The 20,318-nt window shown below is 37.5% G+C and carries 18 protein-coding genes; all 18 read left to right on the top strand.

Translation table 11 applies throughout. The annotated features are described in order from the left end of the window. Window positions 1-55 precede the first annotated feature (55 nt). The 18 genes from BLR73_RS12920 (at window position 56) to BLR73_RS12835 (ending at window position 20,293) form a co-directional block, all read left to right on the top strand. Window positions 56-2,518 (top strand): SLBB domain-containing protein, encoded by a 2,463-nt coding sequence (locus tag BLR73_RS12920; protein WP_091862695.1) that lies wholly within the window; start codon window positions 56-58, stop codon window positions 2,516-2,518. Between the two features lie 6 nt (window positions 2,519-2,524). Continuing rightward, window positions 2,525-3,589 (top strand): GumC domain-containing protein, encoded by a 1,065-nt coding sequence (locus BLR73_RS12915; RefSeq protein WP_091862692.1) that lies wholly within the window; start codon window positions 2,525-2,527, stop codon window positions 3,587-3,589. A 254-nt stretch (window positions 3,590-3,843) separates the two neighbouring features. Further along, the gene (gene rfbC / locus BLR73_RS12910; protein ID WP_091862690.1) at window positions 3,844-4,398 is read left to right on the top strand and encodes a dTDP-4-dehydrorhamnose 3,5-epimerase; all 555 of its coding nucleotides are present in this window, start codon (window positions 3,844-3,846) and stop codon (window positions 4,396-4,398) included. 14 nt (window positions 4,399-4,412) lie between these two features. Then, window positions 4,413-5,393, top strand: coding sequence for a hypothetical protein (locus BLR73_RS12905; protein ID WP_091862688.1), 981 nt, complete (start codon window positions 4,413-4,415; stop codon window positions 5,391-5,393). An 18-nt stretch (window positions 5,394-5,411) separates the two neighbouring features. Further along, window positions 5,412-6,710 carry a protoporphyrinogen/coproporphyrinogen oxidase gene (locus BLR73_RS12900; protein WP_091862685.1) on the top strand — a complete coding sequence of 433 codons (1,299 nt, stop codon included), beginning with the start codon at window positions 5,412-5,414 and terminating at the stop codon, window positions 6,708-6,710. Window positions 6,711-6,715: 5 nt separating this feature from the next. Beyond that, complete coding sequence (locus BLR73_RS12895; protein WP_091862683.1) at window positions 6,716-8,149, top strand: lipopolysaccharide biosynthesis protein; 1,434 nt, start codon at window positions 6,716-6,718, stop codon at window positions 8,147-8,149. A gap of 69 nt (window positions 8,150-8,218) precedes the next feature. Continuing rightward, the gene (locus tag BLR73_RS12890) at window positions 8,219-8,935 is read left to right on the top strand and encodes a GNAT family N-acetyltransferase (RefSeq protein ID WP_091862680.1); all 717 of its coding nucleotides are present in this window, start codon (window positions 8,219-8,221) and stop codon (window positions 8,933-8,935) included. Window positions 8,936-8,946: 11 nt separating this feature from the next. Beyond that, window positions 8,947-10,086 carry a dTDP-4-amino-4,6-dideoxygalactose transaminase gene (gene rffA / locus BLR73_RS12885; RefSeq protein ID WP_091862677.1) on the top strand — a complete coding sequence of 380 codons (1,140 nt, stop codon included), beginning with the start codon at window positions 8,947-8,949 and terminating at the stop codon, window positions 10,084-10,086. Beyond that, window positions 10,076-11,383, top strand: a complete 1,308-nt coding sequence (locus BLR73_RS12880) for a glycosyltransferase (protein ID WP_091862676.1) — start codon at window positions 10,076-10,078, stop codon at window positions 11,381-11,383. Before rffA ends, BLR73_RS12880 begins: the two co-directional genes overlap by 11 nt. A gap of 119 nt (window positions 11,384-11,502) precedes the next feature. Next, the gene (locus BLR73_RS12875; protein WP_233456468.1) at window positions 11,503-12,144 is read left to right on the top strand and encodes an acyltransferase; all 642 of its coding nucleotides are present in this window, start codon (window positions 11,503-11,505) and stop codon (window positions 12,142-12,144) included. 9 nt (window positions 12,145-12,153) lie between these two features. Next, window positions 12,154-13,239, top strand: a complete 1,086-nt coding sequence (locus BLR73_RS12870; protein ID WP_091862673.1) for a glycosyltransferase WbsX family protein — start codon at window positions 12,154-12,156, stop codon at window positions 13,237-13,239. A 69-nt stretch (window positions 13,240-13,308) separates the two neighbouring features. Continuing rightward, the gene (locus BLR73_RS12865) at window positions 13,309-14,250 is read left to right on the top strand and encodes a glycosyltransferase family 2 protein (protein ID WP_091862670.1); all 942 of its coding nucleotides are present in this window, start codon (window positions 13,309-13,311) and stop codon (window positions 14,248-14,250) included. After that, a complete protein-coding gene (locus tag BLR73_RS12860) occupies window positions 14,247-15,398 on the top strand; it encodes a glycosyltransferase family 4 protein (protein ID WP_091862668.1) in 1,152 nt (383 codons plus the stop codon). Before BLR73_RS12865 ends, BLR73_RS12860 begins: the two co-directional genes overlap by 4 nt. After that, window positions 15,391-16,410, top strand: coding sequence for a glycosyltransferase family 2 protein (locus BLR73_RS12855; protein ID WP_091862665.1), 1,020 nt, complete (start codon window positions 15,391-15,393; stop codon window positions 16,408-16,410). Before BLR73_RS12860 ends, BLR73_RS12855 begins: the two co-directional genes overlap by 8 nt. A 21-nt stretch (window positions 16,411-16,431) precedes the next feature. Next, entirely contained in the window at window positions 16,432-17,487 is a 1,056-nt protein-coding gene (locus BLR73_RS12850; RefSeq protein ID WP_091862663.1) for an EpsG family protein, read from the top strand. A 5-nt stretch (window positions 17,488-17,492) separates the two neighbouring features. After that, the gene (locus BLR73_RS12845) at window positions 17,493-18,362 is read left to right on the top strand and encodes a glycosyltransferase (RefSeq protein ID WP_091862660.1); all 870 of its coding nucleotides are present in this window, start codon (window positions 17,493-17,495) and stop codon (window positions 18,360-18,362) included. Then, on the top strand, window positions 18,362-19,501 hold the full coding sequence (locus tag BLR73_RS12840) for a glycosyltransferase family 4 protein (protein WP_091862657.1): 1,140 nt from the start codon (window positions 18,362-18,364) through the stop codon (window positions 19,499-19,501). The genes BLR73_RS12845 and BLR73_RS12840 overlap by 1 nt, the downstream gene beginning before the upstream one ends. Window positions 19,502-19,522: 21 nt before the next feature. After that, entirely contained in the window at window positions 19,523-20,293 is a 771-nt protein-coding gene (locus BLR73_RS12835) for an MBL fold metallo-hydrolase (RefSeq protein ID WP_091862654.1), read from the top strand. The last annotated feature ends 25 nt before the right edge of the window (window positions 20,294-20,318 follow it).

The following is a 20,318-nucleotide window of genomic DNA, read 5'->3' as shown; positions in this document are numbered from 1 at the left end:
TTTAAAATAAATCAGTATCTTTGCAGCCGTTTAAAAATAGCTAGTATTTTTTGAAATGAAGAGATCTCTATTGGTATTATCACTGTTGCTCACCACCCTGTTGGTGCAGGCTCAGATGAGCGACATTCAGGTGATGCAGTATGTTCAGCGCGAATCAAAGAATGGCGCTTCTCAGTCGCAGATTGCTACTAAACTCATGCAGAAAGGCGTTACCATGCAGCAGTTGCAGCGTGTGCGCAGTCAGTACGAAAAGATGAACGGCACCTCGGCTGTGCGTTCTTCTGGATCAACCACCGACCAGCTCACGGCCGATAGCCGTATGCGTGAGAGTAATGGCGCTGTGCGTGTCGATGCTGAGGGTAACGAGTTGTATGTACAGAAAGTTGGTACAAGTACCGATGCTGATGGTGAAACAACATCTATCGAGAATCGACAGAAGATATACATCCCTGATTCAGTGAATACCATCAATGGCAAACGTGTGTTTGGCCGTGATATCTTCAATAACAAAGCCCTTTCGTTCGAACCAAACATGAATATCGCCACACCAACTTCATATATTGTAGGTCCTGGCGATAAAGTGTTCGTCGATGTCTATGGCGGTTCGCAGAAGTCTGAGCAGATGGAGGTTGGCCCCGATGGTTCTATCGTGGTTACTGGTTACGGTCCTATCCACATCGCAGGTCTCTCTGTCTCAGCTGCCAATGCTAAAATCAAGCAGACCCTTGGCAAGCGTTATAGCAGTTCTAAAATTCGTATGACATTGGGCCAGACCCGTACCATCATGGTTAATGTGATGGGTGAGGTGATGGCACCTGGTACTTATACCCTTTCTGCTTTTGCCAGCGTGTTCCACGCCCTGTATATGGCAGGTGGTGTTAATAGTCTGGGTACCCTGCGTGATATCAAGGTGTTCCGTGGTGGTCGTCAGATTGCTTCGGTCGATATCTACGATTATATCCTCAATGGCAAGCTCTCTGGCAATATCCGTTTGGCCGAGAACGATGTTATTATGGTCGGTCCTTATCAGAACATCGTCGATGTGGCTGGTAATGTCAAGCGCCCCATGGCTTACGAGATGAAGAAGAACGAGAGTATTGCTACCCTGCTCAAGTATGCTGGTGGTTTTACAGGCGATGCTTATAAAAAGGCTGTTCGTGTAAACCGTACTGCTGGCGAACAATACTCGGTATATAATGTCAACGAGTTCGATATGAGTAGCTTCCGTTTGCAGGATGGCGACTCTGTTACCGTTAGTGGTAATCTCCGCCGTTACGAGAATATGGTCGAGATTGCTGGTGCAGTGTTCCGTCCCGGCCAGTATAGCCTCGGTGGCAATGTTACCACTGTTAAGAGCTTGATTGAGCAGGCTGATGGCCTCACCGAGGATGCTTTTGCTGGTCGCGGTGTGCTGCATCGCATGAAGGAGGATCGCACACGCCGTGTTATCTCGCTTGATATCCAGGGCATTCTCAACGGTACAGTAGCCGATGTACCTCTGGAGAACGAGGATGTGCTCACCATTGCCTCTAAGCAGGAAAAGACCAACGAGCGCACCATTACTATTTTTGGTGAGGTGATGTTCCCTGCTACCTACGAGTATGCCGATGATGAATCCATTGAAGACCTCATTATCCAGGCTGGTGGCCTCACCGATGCAGCTTCTACTGTGAAGGTCGATGTATCACGTCGTATGATTGATCCTAAGGCTACCGAGGATTCTCGCGAGGTGGCTCAGACTTTCTCTTTCACTTTGAAAGATGGTTTGGTAGTAGATGGTTCTAAGGATTTCGTGCTGCAGCCTTACGACGAGGTGTATGTACGTAAGAGTCCTGGTTATATGCCTCAGCGCAATGTGACGGTCGAGGGCGAGGTGCTCTTTGCTGGTACCTATCCTTTGGCTCATAAAAATCAGCGTCTTAGCGAGGTGGTTAAGGCTGCCGGCGGTGTTACCAAGGAGGCTTATATCCGTGGTGCCCGTATCGAGCGCCCCATGAATGCCGATGAGAAGTTCCGCCTTAATCGTATCCTCCAGTTGGCCAAGGTGCAGTCTGGTGCTGGTTTCGATGTCAATAAGGTCGATCAGGATAGTGTTTACTATGTAGCCATCGAGCTCGATAAAGCTTTGGCTAATCCTGGCTCTGATGATGATGTGGTACTCCGTGAGGGCGACCGTATTATTGTACCCGAGTTCAGCGGTACCGTTAAGATTGATGGTAATGTGATGTATCCCAACACCGCCAGCTATAGCAGCGGTAAGAGTTATAAGTGGTATGTTAAGAACCAGGCCGGTGGTTTCGGTATGGGTGCCAAAAAGTCACGTGCATTCATTCTCTATCAGAATGGTGCTGTTAAGAAGGCTAGTGGCGCTAAGATTGAACCTGGTTGCGAAATCTTCGTACCTAGCAAAACCCGCTCTGCCAACGATAAGATTAGTATGATTGCTAACCTTGGCACCTCTCTCGCCACCATGGTTACCATGCTGGCCACAGTTACAAACCTGATAAAGACATTCTAACGTAATATGGAGCAGAATCAGATAATTTCTCAGACCAAAAAGGTTAAATCCATTGATTTTGTTGCCATCTGGCAGGCTATCAAGAATAACAGAAAGCTCTATTATATCGTATTGCCTATCGCCTTTGTGGTGGCTGTAGTGATTGCTAAGTCTATCCCTACTTACTATCAGTGTGAGGTGTTGTTGGCACCGGAGTCTGGTGGAGGTGGCGGTACGAGTCAGTTAGCTTCCTTAGCCAGTTCCTTTGGCGTGAGCCTTGGTGGCGGTGGCAATGCCGGTGGCGATGCTATTACCCCTTCGTTGTACCCCGACTTGATGAAGAGTACCGATTTTAAAACCTCTTTGTTCCCTATCAAGGTTCATGGCAAGAAAGATAAAACTACCATGACTTATTACGATTACCTCAAGAATGAGTGGAAGGAGCCATGGTGGAAGGATTTTTTTGGCTTGATGGCACCAGAAAGCAAACCTGATACGTTGGTTAATAACTTTGAGTTGACAGGTGAGCAGGCTCGTATATCTGGCATGATTATGAAGAATGTTGTTTGCAAGATTGATAAAAAGACAAATTTGATTTCAATCGATGTTACTACCCAGGATCCTTATATCGCGGCTTTGTTGGCTGATTCGGTTAAAGCCCGTTTGCAGGATTTCTTAACAGAATATCGTACACAGAAGTCTCGCCACGATTTGGAGTATGCCGAGATGTTGCAGTCTCAGGCGAAAAAGGATTATGAACATGCGCGTCAGAAATATGTTGAGTTTGTCGATGCCAATCAAGATGTAGTTCTGGAAAGCATTCGTCAGATGCAGACTGACTTGGAAAACGATTTGCAGCTGCAATATAATAACTATAATACCTTGAGTGCTCAGGTTTTGGCATACAAGGCTAAAGTACAGGAGGCAACTCCAGCCTTTACCACACTTCAACGTGCGACAGTTCCATTAGGCCCCGCAGGTCCACAAGGAAAAAAAATCGTTTTGGCATCTCTTTTCTTAGGGTTTGTTTTTACGTCCATTTGCATATTGTATAAAGAGAATCTTTTGAAGTCTCTATTAGGCTTGTCATAAATGCAAATGTTGATATACTTAAGACGGAAGTGGCGAATAAATAAAGAATAAATCGTCATTTTCCGCCTTTTTTATTTGGTGGTATCATAAAAATCCCTTATCTTTGCATGCGGAAAAGGGAAATCGATTTCTTAAAGCTCCCAAGTACCACGTAGTTAATAAAAACTAATTATTTCGTAACGTACTGACCTATAGTGTTTTATATTCGTCAGTTCGGAATGTTTTCTTTGTACTTATTCGTAATTATTTAAGTTATGGAAGTTATAAAAACATCAATTGACGGCGTGTTCATTATTGAACCCCGCATTTTCGAAGATAGCCGTGGCTATTTCTTCGAATCCTTCTCTCAGCGAGAGTTCGAAGAAAAAGTTGGCCCAATTAATTTCGTTCAAGACAACGAGTCCAAGTCAAGCTATGGTGTAATGCGTGGACTTCATTTCCAGCGTCCACCCTTTACTCAGAGCAAATTGGTGCGTTGTGTCAAAGGCGCAGTGCTGGATGTGGCTGTAGATATTCGCAAAGGCTCAGCAACCTATGGTCAGCATGTTGCTGTAGAACTCACAGAGGATAATCATCGTCAGTTTTTTATCCCCAAGGGGTTTGCTCATGGTTTCGCAGTGCTTTCAGATACTGCCGTTTTCCAATATAAGTGTGATGAATTTTATCATCCAGAGGCTGATGGCGGTATTAGTATTTTGGATGATTCGTTAGGTATTGACTGGAGAATCCCTGTCGAAAATGCTATTTTGAGTGAGAAGGATACTATGCATCCATTGCTTTGTGATTTTGTTTCTCCTTTTGTCTTTTAATAATTAAGTATTACATGGGAATTCAACAAATATTAACGCGTAGGTTTAATCCTGGTCAAAATTATGCGTTGCCTATAATATATGAATGGGAGAATGAAATTTCTAGAGAAATTGGAGTTCCTGTCAGACCTTATCCTTCATTATATCGCTATGTTAATCGGTTGGGTTTACATACGTCGTTAGTTGCACCATTTAGCGATACATTCAGATTTGTCATAAATGGAAGAGATTATGACGAACCTATGAATAGTAAGCATATTATTCCTTGTATTATAGATTTTTTTGAAAAGGGAGAACAGCTTCAGGAGTTTTATCGAAAGCATTCAAGAAATAAAATTGTTCTTCTTTCTAGTCCATTTGATTATCAATATCTCAAAGAACATAAGTGTCCTTTAAATATAGGACTTTTTGCATATTCTCTTTCTGATAAGTATGCAAAATTAAAGAATAAATTAGAGAAGAAATATGATATTGTACTTACAGGTAGACAAGATCCCTTTCTATATTCGTTCTTTGTTGAATATGTGAAAAAACATCCAAATGTGACTTATGTAAAAAGAGGTGAGGGCTTGGATAATGACAGGCAGAAGACAAAGGGCTATTATTTGAACGGTAAGGAGTATATAGGCTCGATTGATACTCGCGAGGACTTTATGAAATTACAAGCACAAGGAAGAGTTACACTTTATGGAGTTCAAGGTTATTATGATGGATTTACTAAAGGATTTTATCATATGACCCCTCATTTCCTAGAGATAATTGCATGTGGGTGTCATGTCCTTCTTCGTTATCCTTCAGGTTCAGATGGTATTGATGCTCAGTACTATGAATTTAATAAGTTCTCTCCTTCAATTGAAACCTATGATGAGTTTGAATATGCGATGGATTGTGCCCTGAAGACAGATGTTGATTTAGAGATGTATTCATCTTATTTAGAAAAGCATTATACTTCATCGAGGGTTAGGGAGCTAAAAGAATTACTAAGTGGATTATAATATTCTTAGAATAAACGTATAATGAAAATAGCGATTATTGGTGCAGGAATTTCAGGCATGAGTGCTGCTCATTTCCTGAAAGAGAATCATGATATAACGATTTTTGAAAAAGATAGCAAACCTGGTGGTCTTATCAAGTGCCGTAGAATAAATGGTAGTCTATTCCATACTTGTGGAGGTCATGTATTTAATTCAAAACGTCAGGATGTACTTGATTGGTTCTGGTCAAGGTTCAATAAAGAAGTGGAATTTACGAAAACAGATCGTAATTCCTGTGTTTTTATGGATAAGAATGATACATCTCTTGAACATGATAATATTCCATATCCAATAGAGAATCACATGTATCTTTTTGATAAGGATGTTCAAAAGGCCTTTTATGAGGATTTAGATGAAATAGATAGGGTAAAGGGATTGAACGCAAAGTTTACGGATTATGATAATTTCGGTGACTTCTTGCGTTGGCGTTTTGGTAAAACTCTTTACAACCTCTATTTTCAACCTTATAATGAGAAAGTTTGGCGTCGTGATTTAACTACCGTCCCCATGTCGTGGATGGAGGGTAAACTTCCTATGCCAACTACAAAAGAAATGCGCGATAATAATGCAAATAAAGTTGAAGAAAAATCGTTCGTTCATTCTACCTTTTGGTATGAGAAAAAAAATGGCTCTCAATTTATTGCAGATAAACTCGCAGAAGGATTAAATATTAAGTATGGTGTGGAGATAAATAGCATCCAGTATATGGATGGCAAATGGAATGTTTGCGGTGAAGTATTTGATAAAGTCATTTTCTGTGGAAATATCAAAGATATGGTTAAGATGATTAAAGGTGTAGATGTGGAAGTCTTTAAAGCACCTGTAGATGCTTTGGAGTATCATGGTACTACCGCGGTGTTCTGTGAGATTGATAAAAATCCATATTCTTGGATATATCAGCCTTCTCGTAATCACGAGAGTCATCGTATTATCTGTACAGGCAATTTCTCGCAAACAAATAACGATGGTTCTATTCCTGATGGACGTATTACTGCTACGATTGAATTTACAGACGAAATAAGTAAAGAAAATATTTTGGATAATTTGAAGCGAATTCCACTTCATCCGGAATATATTGATCATGTGTATAATCAGTATACTTATCCTATACAAGATGCTAATACGCGTGGAATGATTAAAGAACTGAAATCGGTTCTTTCTCCATGTGGATTTTATTTCACTGGTAGATTTGCAGATTGGGAATATTATAACATGGATGTTGCTATTGGCGCGGCGATGGATCTTGTTGAATGCATTATTGCTAAAAAGGATAATTGATTTTTATGTCGAAAGTTGCTAGAGGATTTGTTTGGAGTGGTATTGAGAGATTTTCTATCCAAGGGATTGGGTTTCTGCTAGGAATCTTAATTGCCCGTATCGTATCACCAAGTTCATATGGCTTGATAGTTATGGTACAAGTGTTTTTGTCGCTCTCTCAAATATTTATAGATGGAGGTTTTGCCAATGCACTTATTCAGAAAAAAGACAGAACAGCAATAGATTATTATACAGTTTTTTTGTTTAATTTGGCAGTCGCTGTAGGACTATATATAATATTATTTTTTGCTGCTCCATTTATTGCGTCATTTTATAATGAATCTCAGTTGACGAGTTTGACTCGTGTTATCTCATTGAATCTTATCTTGTCAAGTTTGTCAATTGTTCAAAGAGCAAAACTTACTATTGAACTTGATTTCAAAACTCAAACTAAAGCTGGTGTACTCGCTGTTATTATTAGTGGCATCTGTGGAGTCGTATGTGCTTATTCAGGTATGGAGGTGTGGGCGTTGGTTGTTCAGAGCCTGATAAGCCAGCTAATAACTTCATTTTCTTTGTTGTACTTTTCTCGTTGGACTCCAAAACTGCAGTTTTCTACAGAATCATTTAAGAAGATGTTTAACTATGGTTCCAAACTGATGGCAAGCAATTTGATGACTGGCATATATATCAATCTTGCTAATCTTATTATAGGTAAGAAGTATTCTGTAGCAGACTTAGCTTATTATAACAGAGGTTTTACGCTCACTCAGTTTCCTTCGGTTAATCTTGCTGAAGTGATGAACCGAATTATTTTTCCTGTATTGACAAGTTTACAGGATGACAGGAAAAAACTTATCGAGGCATACGAGAAATATCTTCATCTTTCTAATTATATTATATTGCCTTTGATGATGCTGCTTATTGTTTTAGCTCATCCTTTGATAGAAATATTACTAACGGAGAAATGGCTTCCTGCTGTACCATTTATTCAGATATATTCTCTCAATTTTATGCTATATGCTGTTATGTTGCAATCTGGGAATCCTGTTTCGGCAATAGGGCATTCTGGAATCCTTTTAAAATATCAGCTTGTTAAGAGAATAGTATCTTTCGTGTTATTGATAGCTACAGTTGGCATTAGTGTTACAGCGGTTTGCTGGGGAGTCCTTGCAAGTTCTCTTTTTGAAGTCATTATTAATATGTATGTATTGAGATGGGACTTTGGTATGGGATTTAAAAAACAGTTACTCCCCCAGATGGATGTTGTTTTATCTGTGAGTTTTATGGGGGCATTTATATATTTGTGGTCTTTGTTAGTTAATAATGTCTATTTACAGTTGTTTGTTGGTGGGGCATTAGGATTATTTGTATATCTTGTTGCTACTTTTGTGTTTAATCTAAGAGAAAAAGAATTGATACTTCAAATATACCAAAATGCTAAGAAAAGAGTGCGTTAATTATAGCTATGGCTGCTAGTTCTTTTTTTCTTGTGCTCTTATGATTATATTTTTGTAGTAAAATTAATTATGGAAATTGAATATCTTTCTTGGGATACAGATACTTTTGGATTTAAGGTTGGCAATCTTGTGTCTTCGTCTTTCCCTAATTCTGATGACTTGCAGAGTGTGATATCGAAAGCTAAGAAAGCTGGGTATAAATTACTATACCTTAAAGATCAAGATGGGATAGATGAGTATTTGTCGGACAGTTTTTTTCTTTCTGATGAAAAAGTTATTTATACAAAGACTCTTGGAACCTCGTTTGCTGACGGCTCTAAGGAGATTGTGAGTTATTTACATCAGCCTTTGCAGGCAGATTTGTTATTGTTGGCATTGCAGAGTGGGGGGCACTCAAGATATTATATGGATAAGAAAATGCCAATCCATGCGTATTTATCTCTGTATGATGCTTGGATAAAGAATTCGTTAGATGGTTCTATTGCCTCTGATGTCCTTGTGTATCAAGAAAATGGTACGAATATCGGATTGCTAACATATAAGAAGTCCACAAATTGCGTAATTATTGGTCTTGTTGCAGTTAATTATGCGTTTCGTGATAGAGGGGTTGGAAGTAAGCTAATCAAGCATTTAGATGGCCTTTTCCCTGAGGGGACTGTAATAGAGGTTGCTACACAAAAGGCCAATATAGGTGCATGCCGTTTTTATGAGAAAAATGGTTTTGAAGTTAAATCAATTAGTAACATCTATCATATTTGGGTGGATGATTATATAAACCAATTATAAATTTAGAAAGAATGATTCCGTTTAACAAACCCTTTCTTACTGGAAAGGAAGCTCATTACATGTATCAGGCAGTATATACAGGAAAATTGTCTGGTAATGGCGTGTTTACAAAGAAATGTCAGCAGTTCTTTGAAGAAAAATTTGGTTTTAAGAAAGCCATTATGACAACGTCATGTACCGATGCGTTGGAAATGGCTGCAATTCTTTGTGATGTGAAACCAGGTGATGAAGTGATAGTTCCTTCATATACTTTTGTATCTTCTGCATTGGCATTTGTTCGTCAAGGAGCACATATTGTTTTTGCAGATAGTTGCTCGAATAATCCAAATATTGATGTCAATAAAATAGAAGCCTTGATTACTCCAAATACTAAGGTTATTGTTCCTGTTCATTATGCTGGTGTTGCATGTGATATGGACAAAATCATGGATATTGCTAATCGGCACAATATATTTGTTGTTGAGGATGCTGCTCAGGCTATTGATTCGTATTATAAAGGGAAACCGTTAGGAAGTATTGGACATTTTGGTTGTTTTTCTTTCCATGAGACAAAAAATGTCACTGCAGGCGGTGAGGGTGGTCTGCTTGCTGTTAATGATGAACGCTTCATTCGCCGTGCTGAAATTATTTGGGAAAAGGGAACCAATCGTGCAGAGTTTTTCCGTGGTATGGTTAATAAATACGGCTGGGTTGATACTGGCTCAAGTTTCTTACCGTCAGAGATTAACAGTGCTTTCTTATGGGCCCAGTTAGAGAGTCTTGAAATCATTCAGTCTCGACGTAAGGCTATTTGGAAAATGTATGCTGAAGGGCTTAAAGAGCTTGCAGATAGAGGATACGTCAATTTGCCAGATGTGCCAGAATATGCCACAAATAATGGGCACATGTTTTATTTGATATGTAGAAATCTTGATGAGCGTACAAGCCTTATTAAGTGTCTAAAAGAGAATGGAACTTTGGCAGTATTCCATTATCTCAGCCTACACCTTAGTGAATATTATAAAGAGCATCATGTTGGAGATATTCCCAACCTGGTGAATTGTGATCGATTTGCAGACTGTCTGATCCGCTTGCCAATGTATTTCGAATTAAATGATGAAGATGTAAAATTGGTTATTTCAACAATAAAGGATTTTTTTGATGGAAAATAGATCCCCGAAGGTTCTTGTTATTTCTTCAGTAGACCCCTCAATAGGTCCTGCTGTGGTTGGACTCGAGCATTACCAAGCATTTAAGAATGCAGGATTGGATGTCGATTTTTTAACTAAATATCCAGTTGAAGGTCATCCAGAGTTTATAAGTATATTCGATTTTAACCCCGCCAAGCCTAGTTTGTTTGATAGAGTAAAGAGAAAACTTGAGTATTTTTTTCATATCTCGGAGTCTTTTAAACAACTTCCTGGGTATTTCTTTTTTTACGCCAAAGAATTAAATCCGCCAGTATCAGTTGATAGGGTACTAAAAAAAATTCAGAAATCTTATGATCTGGTTTATATTGTTTTTTGGCAGGAATTACTATCTTTCGCTACTATAAGCGCTTTGTATGATAAGCTGCATTGTCAGTTCCACTTTCAGTGTGTGGACTATTCTCCAATGTCTGGCGGATGTCATTTTACAGGTGATTGCTTACGTTATCAAACAGGATGTGGTCTTTGTCCAGCTATTTGTTCTATTAAAGAGAATGATTTTACCAAATGGAATGTTACATATCGAAGTCGAGTTTATAAAAAGGTTAGGCCAATCGTATATGGTAATTCGTATATGAATCGTTTTTATCGGAAGTCTTTCTTGTTGGGGGAATATGATAGGTTAGAAACTGTTCTTCCAGTGGTTGATGTTGATAAATACTGTCCTCAAGATCCTATAAAATGTAGAGAGAAATATTGTATAGGTGAGAATAAGACTTTTATTCTTTTGTTTGGTAGCCAGAGCCTTTATGATGAAAGAAAAGGGATCTCATATTTGTTGCAATCATTAAGATTATTCCATGATAAACTGTCAAGCGAAGATAGAAAGCGGGTGTTATTAGTGTTAATTGGTAGAGATATTGAACCTATAAAAGAACAATTGTGTTTTGATTATCTATATTTGGGATATGTGAAAGCAACGGATCTTCCTGACATATATTCTATGTCAAGTGTATTCCTGAGTCCATCGGTTAATGATGCTGGTCCCTCAATGGTAAATCAGGCTATGGCATGTGGAACACCAATCATAGCCTTTGAAATGGGGACAGCTTTGGATGTCGTAAAGGGACAATGTACAGGTTATTGTGCGAAGCTACGTGATGCTAAAGATTTTGCAAATGGTATTAACAACATATTTAACATGCTAGTTCCAGAATATGAAGCACTTAGGGCGCATTGCCGAGATGTGGCATTAGAATTGACTTCACCTAAACGTTTGGCCCAGGATGTTATTCGCGTATATAATAAATACAATGTTTAAATTCGATTTGTAAATTGGCAGTTTAATGTTGTTCTTAGAGGTTGGTTAAATCTGCTATCAGAGAAATCATAATTGCGGATGATTATTTTTGATTTAATTTGTTTTTTAGTGATATTGTTATGAAGCAAATCATAAAAAGATTGTTGCTTTTGTTTGTTTATATATGGAGTCGCTTGTACACCTATAACTTTAGTATGTCGTTGCAGTGGTATAAAGATTTCATTTATACACTTTGGATTCGTAATTTTATAGGCTATGTTGGAAAAAATACAATTTTCTGTCGTCCTTTATTGTTGCAGGGAGGTGGAGCTCATAGAATAAAAATTGGTTCAAATACAAGTGTTGGACATCATACCATTCTTGGTTGTTGGGAACGCTATGGGGAAGAAAACCGTTTTGAACCAGAGATCATTATAGGGGATGATTGCAAAATTGGTGAATATTGTCATTTCTCTGCGATAAAAAGAATAACTATTGGTAGTGGCTTGTTAACAGGGCGCTATGTTTATATAGGTGACAATGCGCATGGAGAACTATCGTTAGAGGAGGTTGATGTTCCGCCTGCTCAAAGGAAGCTGACATCAAAGGGGGAAATATCTATTGGACGTAATGTATGGATTGGTGATAGAGTGTCTATTTTGTCTGGCGTATCAATTGGAGACAATGCTATTATAGGAGCTGGTTCCATTGTTACCCATAATATTCCATCTAATAGTTTGGTGGCTGGTGCACCTGCAAAAGTGATAAAACAATTGAAATAGATAATTATTATGAAGAAAAGACTTATTGCTATACACCTACCACAATTTCATCCATTTAAAGAAAATGATGAATGGTGGGGGAAAGGATTTACAGAATGGACAAATGTCGCAAAAGCGAGACCGAGATATAAAGGGCATTATCAGCCGCATATTCCTGCCGACTTGGGTTTCTATGATTTACGTTTGGAAGAGAGCCGAATTGCTCAGGCAGAATTAGCTAAACAGTATGGTATTTATGGCTTCTGTTATTATCATTATTGGTTTAATGGTCATTTGTTGATGGAGAAACCCATTAATGAAATGATTAAATCTGGTAATCCGGATTTTCCTTTTATGGTGTGTTGGGCTAATGAAAATTGGACTCGTGCATGGGATGGAGGAGAAAAGGAGATTCTTATAGAACAACGTTATTCTGAAGAAGATGACAGAGCACATATACGGTATTTGTGTGAACATTATTTCAAGGATCCGAGATATATAAGAGTTGCTGGGAAACCTGTGTTTTGTATTTATCGTTCTACGCTTTTCCCAAACATGAAGCACTCAATTGCTGTTATGAGGGATGAAGCGAGAAAATGGGGAGAAGAGTTGTATATATGTAGGTTTGAGAGCTTTAATACAGAAGGTGCTGATTATTTGAAACCAGGTTTCGATGCTGCGATAGATTTTCAACCGCATTTTAATCATGTTAGGAATAATATCTTGACAAGAATGAAAGACATATGCAATTTATTCACAAATAAATTATTTGAAAGAAAATTTTTCCCTCGTATAGTTGATTATGAATCATATGTTAATCATGAGTTATTGATTTCTGTTGATTATAATCGTTATCCTTGTGTTACACCACGTTGGGATAATTCTCCAAGAAGGCAGAAAAACGCTTTTTTTGAACTAAAAAATAGTACTCCGGAAAAATATGAGAAATGGTTGTCTTCTGTAATGGAAGGGTTCGAGCCTCGTAATGAAGAGGAGAACTTTGTTTTTATAAATGCATGGAATGAATGGGCAGAAGGTAATCATCTTGAGCCAGATTTAAAATATGGATTAAAATATCTGGAAGCAACGAAACGATGTTCTGATAAGTATGAATAGCGGTTGTAATAAAGAAATAAATGCGTTGCTTGGGTAAATGTTGGTTTTAATAATTTGTTCAGAGGAAATATGGAAAACAACAAGAATTGTCCATTGGTGACTATTGCGATACCTGCATATAAAAGAAAGTTTCTGAAACAAGCTATAGCGTCAGCACTTAGTCAGACATATGATAATATTGAACTGGTGATAGTTAATGATGCATCTCCAGAATCATTGGATGATGTGGTTTCTGAATTTCATGACCCAAGAATTCGGTATTATGTAAATGAAATCAATCTTGGAGGAGCTGACCCGGTTGCTAATTGGAATAAATGTTTGGATTATGCAAAAGGTACTTTTTTTGCTCTTCTCTGTGATGACGATGTATATGATAGGAATTTTATTTCTGAAATGCTTTCTCTATCATCTAAGTATCCTGATGTCTCTGTTTTTAGAAGTCGGGTTAAGATGATTGATTCGAATGATAGTATTATAGATCTATTTCCTTCTTCGCCAACCTATGAGTCTGCGATGGATTATTTGTGGGCTAAAGTTTCTAGGAATAGAATTCAGACCATTTCTGAATTCTTGTTAAGGACATCAACTGTGAGAAAATGCGGGGGATATGTGAATATGCCAAAAGCTTGGTGCTCTGATGAAATCTCTATTTTGGAATTTGCAAAGGAGGGCGGTATCGCACATTCTAATAGTCTTTTGGTTTCCTTCCGAATGAGTGGCGACAATATCTCGTCAGTAAAAGAAAAAAATACAGAACAAAAGATATCTGCTCAGATGAGATACACTGTTTGGATACAGAATTTCATAAAGGACGAACCCGCATGGTTCAAAAATTCAATTGAGTTACATCGAAATTGTTGTTTGGCAGCAGTTATTCCGGAGTATTTGCAATATTCTTTGTGGAAGGATTATCTTTCAATATATTTCCATAGAAAGAAATATGGTTTGAAAAATTCTTATTTCTTGAAAGCTTTGGCTCATAGATTCGTATATAGTATTAGAAATATATGAAAATTGCTTATTATAGTAATGTATTCTTTTCTGATTGCGATTTCCCTTTAGTTAAGGAAATGCAGAACCAGAATGTTGACGTTACGTATTTTGTTAATGTCTATGAAGGGCGGGATTCTGGTGGTCTGTTTTCTTCCATTTCTTATCCTCGTTTAGGAATACATAAAGCTAATGATATTCCAGAATTCAGATTCTATCGTGATTTTATAGATTTAGACAATATATATATTATTATTCGTTCAAAACGATGGTATAATATTGTAAATTTATGGATAATGATAAAATTGTTTCTATTTCTATGGAAAAAGAGGATAAATGTTCTGCATCTAACTTATGAATTGGGTATTTCGGAATTTCTTCTATATTTTTATCCCCAATCTAAAGTGATGACGGTACATGATCCTTTCACTCATTCAGGCGAAGGTAGTTCATATGGCGAGTTGAAACGTAAATTTGCTTTTAGACACATTGATAAGTTCGTTTTGTTAAATAATAACCAGAAAAAAACTTTTGCAAGTTTATATAATGTAGGGAAACGACCAGTGTTAATTAACAAATTAGGAAAGTATTCGTGTTTGAATTATGTTAGGTCTATTATGCAAATGTTACCTAATTATGGCAAGAACTATATTCTGTTTTGCGGGCACTTTTCTCCATATAAAGGAATAGACTTATTATGTAGGGCTATGGAAATAGTCCATGAACAAGCACCTGAAATTGAATGTATTATAGCAGGTAGAGGTGTCTTGGATTTTGATGTTAAATGCTATGATAATGTAGGCTATATTAAAATAATAAATAAATTTTTGAGTTTGGAAGAGTTAGTGAATTTAATTTCAAATTCAAAATTTGTGGTATGTCCTTACAAAGATGCCACTCAAAGCGGGGTCGTTGCTTCGGCTTTTTCTTTGAATAAACCTGTTTTGGCTACAAATGTAGGTGGATTAAGTGAAACTGTTAAGGATAATGTTAATGGGCGACTTATATCGCCAAATAATGTTGAAGAATTAGCAACTGCGATTTGTGAGATGTACAATTCTCCTGATAAATTAAGATTGTATAAAGACAATATCGAGAAGTTCTTTTCTTCAGGAGAATACTCGTGGCCAGTAATTGCCCAAAAATATATTGAATATTATAATGAGTAACGTTGGCATTTCTGTCATATTGCCAGTTTATAATGCGGGCAATTATCTGAAAACAGCTGTAAATAGCATATTAACGCAGGATTTCAGTAATTTTGAATTGATTTTGATTGATGATGGTTCAAGTGATGGAAGTTCTGAATTATGCGACCAGTATGCAAATGAGGATTCTAGAGTTGTAGTAATTCATCAGCATAATGGTGGAATCTGTAATGCCCGTAATAGTGCTTTAAAAAGGGCTAATGGTGAATACATCGCTTTTTCAGATCATGATGATGAATACCTTCCTGGTTTTTTGAAACATGCCTATGAAGAGGCTCGTAGGAATAATGCTGATTTAGTAAAAGTTGGGAAGAAAGAATATATAATCAATTGTTCAAAAGTCCAGCGAGTTATGGCTAGTACCTTATCACACAGTGTTTTAGATCGTACTCAAATTAGAAAGAATTATTTTTCTTTGGTTGATAATAGGACACTTGATTGTGTATGGGATGGCTTATATAAAAGAGATGTGTTGAAGAAAAATAATATTTGTTTTGATGAACACTATAAGCATGGAGGAGAGGATATAGATTTTAATCAAAGATTTATTCGTTATACAAACACCATGGTGACAATTAATCATTGTTATTATCTTCATTATATCCGTAAAGGCTTTTCTACTTCATCAAAATTCTGTGAAGATAACATTTTTATGTTTGAAAGGAAATTATTGTCTATCACAGAAACAATAAAGGCTTTGCAAATATCTTTAGAAAAAAATAAATTCAATTATACCTATTTGTTGTTTAGGCAATATGTAGTGAATGTATGTGCATATTATTCTAATCAGCAGTTAGGATTGTCTTTTAAAGATAGATGTCATGCTTTGGCAAAGGTGAGAGAGTCGGAGTTTTATCAGAAATTCTGTGATTGTCAACTCGTTGCAAGGTTTATGAAGCATTCTGTAAAATATGGTGTGTTATATTTCTTGTATAAGTACAGATTGTATAATCTGATTCTTCGGTTGTTTTGACGTACAGATAATTTTTTATAGATGTCTGAATTTATTGGATTTGTTTATATATTTATCCCTTTTCTCTACTTATTTCTTGTATCTACAACAGAACGAGATGAGGATAAAATAGTCGAATTCCATTTGTGGGGTGGATTACTTCTCCTGCTTTTTTATATGTTTACTCTTATCTTTGTAGAGGGAGTGGATAAACATGAGTATTTAGATAGTTATCTTGATGCAGAGAACTATTATGGGACGTATACTCGAGAACTTTTTTGGGGAAAATTGCAAATATTCCTTAGTTCCGTTTTAATGAAAAACGAAATCTTATATTGGTTGTTTTATTCGGTAATATATTGTGCTGCCTATTTTGTTTTAGCTAAGAAATTTTTTCCAGATCAGTATTCCGGTTATTTCGTGTTGTGTGTAATTGGGTGCATGGGCTTTGTTGCTTATGGTAGTAATACTATTCGTGCAGGTTTTGGGTTGGCATTGGTGTTACTTTCTTTCTGCTCAGAGAAACGATGGAGTAAGTTGTTCTTCGCGATTTTTGCAGTTGGCTGTAATATGCCGATGCTGATTCCAATATGTGGTTATTTGTGTGCAAAATATGTTATGAAGAAAGAGCGATGGTGTGAATGGGTATGGTTATTTTTTCTAGCTCTAACAGCCACGACGTCAGTTATCTCAGATATTATGATGCTGGCAAGTGGACTTGATGCACGTGCCGAGGAATATATTGATGGTACAAGTGAATTGTACAATGTGGGTTTCAGATTGGATTTTGTTGTCTATTCTTTAGCACCAGTATTGTTCGCCAGATATAATATGAAGAATTTAGTAAATGACTTACCTCTTTATAATACAGTATATCGAGCTTATCTTTTGGTTAACTCTTTATGGTTATTGTTGATTAGAATGCCATATACGGATCGTTTCGCATATTTAAGTTGGTTTATGATACCATTTCTTCTTTTATATCCAGTGTTAAATGGTTATCTTAATAATCAACGTCCCCAGAGATATGTATTACGTGCTATAGGGCTTTTCTTATTAGTAAATGCAGCATTGACACTTAAATCGTTGTTAAACTAACGAATATGGAAAATAGACCATTGGTATCAGTTGTTATTCCCGCATATAATTGTGAGAAAACAATTCGGAGTACAATATGTTCAGTGATTAATCAGACGTTTACTGATTTTGAATTGCTTATTTTTGATGATGGGAGTACTGATGATACGACTAATATTATCGAGAGTTTTTCTGATAGCAGAATAAAATTATATAAGGATGGATATAATAAAGGAATCGCTTGTCGCCTGAATCAACTTATAGATTTGGCATCAGGGCAATATCTTATCAGGATGGATGGTGATGATCTGATGTTCCCCGATAGACTTGAAAGGCAAGTGATATTCTTACAAGAGAACCCAGAAGTTGATGTCGTAGGAGCACCTGCGCTAGTGATAGATGAGAATAACAACATCCTTGGTTTGCGTGGACGGGCTAGTCGTATATGGAATTTTGATGATTTATTTATGTCATCTCGTTTTATTCATCCAACAGTAGCTGGTAAAACAGAATGGTTTAGAAACTGGAAATATGATGAAAGTCTATCTGGTTGTGAAGATATGGATTTGTGGATTCGTAGCTTCAAAAATTCTGTATTTGCAGATATTCTCGAACCTGTACTTTTCTATCGTGAACCTTTGATATTCAGATTGAAAACATATTTGAAACGCCAAAGATTACTTCTCCGTTATTCTTGGGGTAAGAGATGTTATATGGATAATAGAAGTCATTTTCTTCAGCTGATATGTAAAATCCTGGTTTCATCGATTGTTGCTGTCTTTTTGCATATAATTCGATGTGATGATAGGATGATACGAAGACGCAACGAACAACTGGCTAAGGACTCTATTACTGATTATAATGCGATATTACGTAAAATAGTGAAGATAGTATAATGATAAAGATAATTCGAGCTACGACAGTACCTGAATCTTTGAATACCTTTTGCAAAGGAATGCTTCAGGAGTTGTCGGAGAAATATGAAGTTGTAGGATTGTCATCGCCTGGTGAGGCTCTTGAGAGAGTAGCTGAGCGAGAAGGGGTGAGGACGATTGCTGTGCCGATGGAGAGACATATATCATTGTCAAAGGACTTCAAGGCACTGTTGTTGCTGATAAGAACGTTTCGTAATGAGAAGCCTACGATGGTGCATAGTATGACTCCTAAAGCCGGGTTACTATGTACTTTGGCGGGTAAGGTATGCAGGGTGCCAGTTAGAGTACATACATTTACAGGTCTTGTATTCCCTACTGCTACAGGTCTGAAACGTAAAATCCTGATGGCTACAGATTGGTTGACCTGTGCGTGTGCTACACATATTATACCCGAAGGTGAGGGTGTGAAAAATGATTTGCTTAACAATGGCATTACACAGAAACCACTGAAAGTACTTGGCTATGGAAATGTTCGAGGAGTAGATTTGAATTTCTACTCTCGACGTTCTGAAGTCATGAAACTTGCTGCAGAGATAAAGAAAGATGTATTTACGTTCGTATTTGTAGGGCGTATTGTACGAGATAAGGGAATCAACGAGTTATGTCAGGCTATGGATAAGTTATCTAAGTCTGTTCAAGCAAGATTGATATTGGTAGGAATTTTTGAAGATAGTCTTGATCCGATATCAGATGATGCCCGTGGTCTTATCGAAAATAATCCTGCAATAGAATTTGTCGGGTCGAAATATGGCGATGAATTATTATCCTATTATGCAGCGTCTGATTGTTTCGTTTTTCCAAGTTACCGAGAAGGATTCCCCAATACAGTGATAGAAGCAGGAGCTATGGGATTACCGTCAATCGTGACTGATATAAATGGCTCGCGCGAGATTATTCGTCAAGGCAAAAACGGTGTTGTCATTCCGTCGAAAGATGCAGATGCACTATATAAGGCTATGATGGATATGGTGAATGATAACGCAGCCCGCGATAGAATGGCTGATAATGCAAGAGAGATGATTGCTTCAAGATTTGAGCAGGGCTTCGTTAGGAATTGCCTATATGATTTCTATGATGAGTTATTAGAAAAGTATGTATGAGTTTACTTAAACATTATCTATATGAATAGTTTTGCAAAGAACGTGATGGAAGCATCCCTCGGGGAGACGCATTTGTTTTGGGTTGGTCAGGCAGGCTTTATTATAAAGGGTAAAGATGGAAAACTCTTGGGGATAGATTTGTATCTATCGGAGTGCGTGGAACCAGTTGAGGGACATGTAGGTTATCATAGACTAATGCCTAAGATATTAGGATATGATGAATTGCAGTTTGATGTACTCATTGCAACTCATTTCCATAGAGACCATTTTGATATTGATGCGATGCCAGGTCTGATGGCGAATAGAAAGACACAGTTGTACTGTGCTTATGATTGTCAGGAGGATGTTGAAAGATTGAAGATTGATGATAGTCGTGTCCAATATGTTAAACCAGGAGACAGTTGTGACGTAGCAGGCTTCCATGTCGACTTTATTCATTCGGATCATGGGGCAGGTGCACCTTTGGAGGTTGCACCGATTATTACAGTTGATGGTAAACATATCCTTGAAGCTGGAGACACCTCGTTGCATCTTGACTGGAAAGCTGAATATATGAAGGAAGGTGCTCTTGATGTGCTGATTGCACCAATTAACGGTGCATACGGAAATTTGAATGAGCAGGAACAGGTTGATTTGACAGCTGCTTTGAAGCCCCAACTGACAGTTCCTTGTCATTTCGGTATGTTCGCTTCTCATGGAGGGCATCCGGGACTTTGGAAAGAATTGTTGGAAGAGAAATTGCCAGAACAGAAGTATAAGATATTCACACAAGGTGAAGGGATAGTAATTTGAATAAAACAGAAATATACATAAATTA

Origin of the sequence: Prevotella sp. khp1 (genome assembly GCF_900102205.1) — a bacterium.
GTDB classification, from domain to species: Bacteria; Bacteroidota; Bacteroidia; order Bacteroidales; family Bacteroidaceae; genus Prevotella; species Prevotella ruminicola.
Note: the sequence above shows the minus strand (reverse complement) of the source record. Positions and strands in the feature narration are given on the sequence as shown.